The sequence below is a fragment of the Protofrankia sp. CiP1_Cm_nod2 genome (genome assembly GCF_920664355.1).
GTDB lineage: Bacteria > Actinomycetota > Actinomycetes > Frankiales > Frankiaceae > Protofrankia.
The window spans coordinates 1-5,552 of record NZ_CAKKTL010000302.1 but is presented as its reverse complement, the minus strand read 5'-3'; the positions used below and the strand labels follow the sequence as shown (position 1 = coordinate 5,552).

Annotated in this window: 3 protein-coding genes; 1 reads left to right on the top strand and 2 read right to left on the bottom strand. The window is 69.9% G+C overall.

Annotated elements, in window-relative coordinates; all coding sequences use genetic code 11:
* Positions 1–356: 356 nt before the first annotated feature.
* On the bottom strand, positions 357–1,217 hold the full coding sequence (locus tag NBW84_RS22140; RefSeq protein ID WP_250287081.1) for a hypothetical protein: 861 nt from the start codon (positions 1,215–1,217) through the stop codon (positions 357–359).
* Between the two features lie 365 nt (positions 1,218–1,582).
* Between NBW84_RS22140 and NBW84_RS22135 the strand changes: the two genes are divergently transcribed.
* Positions 1,583–2,368: a pirin family protein gene (locus tag NBW84_RS22135; protein WP_250287080.1), complete on the top strand. Its 786-nt coding sequence runs from the start codon at positions 1,583–1,585 to the stop codon at positions 2,366–2,368.
* Between the two features lie 90 nt (positions 2,369–2,458).
* Here NBW84_RS22135 and aceE read toward each other — a convergent pair whose 3' ends face one another.
* Positions 2,459–5,233: a pyruvate dehydrogenase (acetyl-transferring), homodimeric type gene (gene aceE / locus NBW84_RS22130; RefSeq protein ID WP_445548817.1), complete on the bottom strand. Its 2,775-nt coding sequence runs from the start codon at positions 5,231–5,233 to the stop codon at positions 2,459–2,461.
* Between the last annotated feature and the right edge of the window lie 319 nt (positions 5,234–5,552).

Sequence of the window (5,552 nt, the reverse complement as noted above, 5' to 3'; positions counted from 1 at the left end):
AGGGCCTATCCGGCTGAACAGTGCGTGATGGTATCTTTACGCGTGGCTGAGGGGCGCCACCGAGGCTGTCCGGCCGGACGGGTACACGAGGGGTACGCGGCGTGGTTTTCGCCCGCTCGGCGGCCGGGACCGCTGCGCCCTCAGGCCGGAGAGCGGGCGGGATGGCCCTGACGCGTTCGTCGGACCGGATCCCTCCGGTTCTCCCGGCTGTGCCGACAGCCGGCTGACCGCGGTTTGGGTCGTTTTTGGTGGGCGTCGGTCGCCCGGGCACCGCCGCTGTGACGGCGCGTCCGCGCACCCGCGTCCGCGGCGGGCAGCCGGCCATGGCCTGGCGGCCTGGCGGTAGCGGTTGACGCCTAGCGGTAGCGGTTGGTGTCGATGTCGTAGCGCTCCTGGAGCGGGACCAGCGTGTGCAGTGGCGCGGTCAGGCTCGCGACGGTGTCGGGGTCGAGGATGTCCTGCACGAGCAGGGCGCACGCGAGGTCCGCGCAGAGCTCCATCACCCGCTGGTCGGTGCCGGCGTCCACGGAGTCGATCGTCGTGTGGCAGGACGGGCACAGCCGCCAGAAGCCCTCGGCGGCGCTGCGGCGTATCAGCGTCCACACCCGGCGGCGCCCCGTGCGCACGGCGCTGTTGAACGCGATCTGCATGGCGTCCTGGTGGGCGGTCTCGTCCCGGGTGAGCGCGGCGACCAGCAGACGGTCGTAGGTCCGCAGGCTGTCGGCGTCGTGACAGCGCCGTGCCAGCGCCGGCAGCGCGGCAAGAACCCGCTTGACCTCGGATCCGAACGGGCCGAGATCCGGTTCGTGCCCGCGGCTGCGGGGGTAGACGGCGCGCCAGGGCCGCAGCAGCGCGGCATACTCCGACCTGGTGAGAATCGGCTTGGCGTAGGCGGCCGCGATCGCGTCCCGGACCGCCTTGAGCGCGGTCGCGGTGACGTTCGGGTCGACTGTCACGTAGTCGTCGATGCCGGCGAGGTCGTCGGCGTAGATGGCCGACAGGGCGTCGAACGCGGCAAGGACCTCGATGACCAGTGGCGCGTCCGGTGAGAGTGCCTTGTCCCGCGCGGTGGCGAGTTGGGGTGTGTTGCGCCAGGCCAGGGCCAGCTGGTTGAGTTCGGCGTCACTGGTGTGCACGAGTTGGGCGAGGATCGCGAGGATCCCGCGGAGATTGGGATGATTCTCCAGCCTGTCGATTCGACGGAAACGCAGAATCATGCCGGTTTCCCCGGCTTCGCGCAGGCCATGTCACGTTTTCGTATTCCAACGATGACGCCGAGTAGTATTTCTCTCCGTGGTGGCTCTGGCATCTGCTGTCGGGTCGGGCTGTCGGCAGCCGTCACATCGCCTCCTCACGAGGCCCTTAGGTCGCGCCTGGCGGTCGGTTGGCCACTGGTTGGCCAAAGGCCCCGTTCTTCCTGGCCATCCGACTGGGATCATAGCCGTCGGGGCGAATAGATTGGACCATGGTCTCGGCAGCATGTACGTCGGATGAACCCTACGGCAACTGGCGCACCGATAGTAGCCGCAACGATGGTAGCCGGCGGACGCGGGCCAGCGACAGGAAAGGGGCGCGAGCAACTGTGACCGATATCTCGGCGCTGCGGGGGGCGGGGATTGCCGTCAGGCGCGCGGACGGCCGGGCGGTGACCCGGAATGACTGGTTGGACTCCCGTCACTCGTTCGCGTTCGGTCGCCACTATGATCCGGCCAACACCCATTTCGGCCTGCTGCTGGTCAGTAACGACGACCATGTCGCTCCCGGTGGCGGCTTTGCCACTCACTCGCACCGGGACATGGAGATCGTGACCTGGGTGCTGGAGGGTGAGCTCCTGCACACGGATTCCACCGGGACCCATGGCACCATCCGGCCCGGGGTCGCTCAGCGTATGAGCGCCGGCACGGGGATTACGCACGCGGAGACGAACGCGGCCGGCGCCACCGGCGGCCCGGGGACGCCCGACGCCCTGGACGATCCGGGCACCGTCCACTTCATCCAGATGTGGGTGACCCCCGACCATACCGGGATCACGCCCAGTTATGCCCAGCGGGATGTGGCGGACGCCCTCGCCACCGGCGAGCTGGTGGCGATCGCCGGCGGGGCGGGCTCGAGCGCCGCCATCGACATCCAGCAGCGCAACGCGGTCCTGCACGCGGCGCGCCTGCCCGCCGCCGGCCGGGTGAGCCTGCCGTCCGCGCCGTGGGTGCACCTGTTCGTCGCGCGCGGCACGGTCACGCTGGAGAGCGCGGGCGAGCTCGGCACCGGGGACGCGGCCCGGATCAGGGGCTGTGACAGCCTCGCGGTGGCCGCCGAGGCCGGGCCGGCGGAGATCCTGGTATGGGAGATGCACACCGCGCTGGGACGCTGACCGGCCGCCGGCCGGCCAGACCGACCGGCCGGCGGCCGGCGGTCGGTCGGCGGCCGGTGGAGTTTCGGCGCCGCGTGGCGCCTCCTGGTGCTACGCCTCCCGCAGCCGGTACCGGTGGATCGCGTCCTCGACGACCGTTGCCTTGATCGCGCCGTGGCGGGTCAGGGCCTCCAGCGTCGCCACCGTGATCGACTCGGCGTCGACGTGGAAGTGGCGGCGCAGCGCCGCCCGGGTGTCCGAGCGCCCGTAACCGTCGGTGCCCAGGGAGGAGTAGTCCTGGGGGATCCAGCGGGAGATCTGGTCCGGCACCGCCCGCATCCAGTCACTGACGGCGATCACCGGCCCGGGTGCCCCCTGCAGGAGCCGGGTCACGTACGGCCGGCGTTCCACCGAGTCCGGGTTGAGCAGGTTGTGCTCCTCGCAGCTGAGTGCCTCGCGGCGCAGCTCGTTCCAGGAGGTCACCGACCACACGTCCGCCTGTACGCCGAAGTCGTTCGCGAGCAGCTCCTGGGCGTCCAGCGCCCAGCGCATCCCGGTGCCGCTGGCCAGCAGCTGCGCGCGGGGCGGCTCGGCGTCCGGCGCGCCGGCTTCGGGGGAGCCGGCCTCCGCCGGCGGCCGTACCGGCAGGCCCGCCTCGGCGAACGGCCGGAACAGGTACATGCCGGCGAGTATCTGCGCCGGGTCGGCCCCGGCCGGCTCGGCCGGCTGCGGGAACGGCTCGTTGTAGACGGTCAGGTAGTAGAAGACGTCCTCGTCGCGCTCGCCGTACATCCGGTCGAGGCCGTCCCGGACGATGTGGGCGACCTCGAAGGCGAACGCCGGGTCGTAGGCCACGCACGCCGGGTTCGTCGAGGCGAGCAGCAGGGAGTGGCCGTCCTGGTGCTGGAGGCCCTCGCCGTTGAGGGTCGTGCGGCCCGCGGTGGCACCGAGCAGGAAGCCGCGGCCGAGCTGGTCGCCGAGCGCCCACATCTGGTCACCGGTCCGCTGGAACCCGAACATCGAGTAGAACACGTACACCGGGATCATGTGCACGCCGTGGGTGGCGTACGCGGTGCCCGCGGCGACGACCGACCCCATCGAACCGGCCTCGTTGATTCCCTCGTGCAGCATCTGGCCGGTCTCGGACTCCTGGTAGGAAAGCAGGAGCTCGCGGTCCACAGCCTCGTAACGCTGACCGTGCGGTGAATAGATCTTGGCGGTCGGGAACATGGCGTCCATACCGAAGGTACGCGCCTCATCCGGAATAACCGGGACGAACCGGGCGCCCATCTCCTTCGTCTTTATCAGGTCCTTGAGCAGCCGGACGAAGGCCATGGTGGTGGCCACCGGCTGCTTGCCCGAGCCCCGCCGCAGGTCACCGAAGATGGACTCCGGCGGCTGCGGGAGGGGCCGGGCGCGCACGACCCGCCGCGGCAGTGTGCCGTCCAGCACGGCCCGCCGTTCCCGCATGTACTGGATCTCCTCCGAATCCGGGCCGGGATGGAAGTAGGGCGGCAGGGGGCCTTCCAGCTCGGAGTCGGGAATGTCCAGGTAGAGCCGGTCGCGGAACTCCTTGAGATCGGCCTTGGAGAGTTTCTTCATCTGGTGCGTGGCGTTGCGCGCCTCGAAGTCCTTGCCCAGCGTCCAGCCCTTTATGGTGTGGGCGAGGATGACGGTGGGCTGGCCGGCGTGCTCGGTCGCCGCCTTGTAGGCCGCGTACAGTTTGCGGTAGTCGTGCCCGCCGCGGGAGAGTTTGCGCAGCTCGTCGTCGGACAGGTCCTTGACCATACGGCGCAGCCGCGCGTCCGCGCCGAAGAAGTGTTCCCGGATGTACGCGCCGGACGATGTCGTGTAGGTCTGGAACTGGCCGTCCGGGGTGGTGTTCATCCGGTGGACGAGCACCCCGTCGGTGTCCTTGGCCAGCAGCGGGTCCCAGTCGCGGCCCCAGACCACCTTGATGACGTTCCAGCCGGCGCCGCGGAACAGCGACTCCAGCTCCTGCATGATTTTCCCGTTGCCGCGGACCGGCCCGTCGAGGCGCTGCAGGTTGCAGTTCACGACGAAGATGAGGTTGTCGAGCTCCTCGCGCGCGGCGATGCCGAGCGCGCCGATCGACTCCGGCTCGTCCATCTCGCCGTCACCGAGGAAGGCCCACACCCGGCTGCCGGAGGTGTCCTTGATCCGCCGGTTCAGCAGATAGCGGTTGAACCGGGCCTGGTAGATGGCGTGGATCGGCCCGAGGCCCATCGAGACGGTCGGGAACTCCCAGAAGTCGGGCATGAGCCGGGGATGTGGATAGGAGGACAGCCCGCCGGGCTCGCCCTCCCGACGGAACGCGTCGAGCTGCGCCGCGGTCAGCCGGCCCTCGAGAAAGGCCCGGGCGTAGATACCCGGTGAGGCGTGTCCCTGAATGAACACCTGGTCGCCCGAGTCACCGCCGGGCCCGCCGGTCAGGTTGTCCTTGCCGCGGAAGAAGTGGTTGAATCCCACCTCGTAGAGAGCGGCGCTGGACGCATATGTCGCGATATGCCCGCCGACGCCGTATTCGGGACGGTTCGCGCGGCTCACCATGATGGCCGCGTTCCAGCGGACATAGGCCCGGATGCGCCGTTCGATGTGCTCGTCCCCGGGGAACCACGGTTCCCGCTCCGGCGGGATGGTGTTGATGAAATCGGTGCTGGTGAGCCCGGGCACTCCGACGGCCTTCTCCCGGGCCCGTTCCAGCAGCTTCAGCATGAGGAATCGGGCCCGGCCACGGCCCTGCTCGTCGATCACCGCGTCCAGGGACTCCAGCCATTCGCCGGTTTCGGACGGGTCGATGTCCGGCAACTGGCTGGGAAGCCCGTCGGTGATGACCGAGAACCTGCTGCCGCTGTCCTTCGCCACGTGTTCTCCCTGACGTCACTTGGTCGTTGCGCGCATGCTTCGTCGTGAGTGGGTCCCCTTCCATCGTGCTCTGTGCGGGGGGGCTCGTCACGCTTCCCGACGTTACTTGTGGCCCATCCGGTCGAAGAACACACGATCATGATTTTTCTCGAGTGCGTGGGGACGCCGGGGAGCCGGCCTGGACCGACACTCGCGGACACGCGCCGTCGTCGACGCGCCGCCCCGGCTTCCGGGCCTGCCGGCCCGGCGGTGGTGCCCGGCCACCGGGCCGGCAGGCCGTCCCGGCGGCACCCGGCTGCCGGCGTGGCCAGGGCGGGAC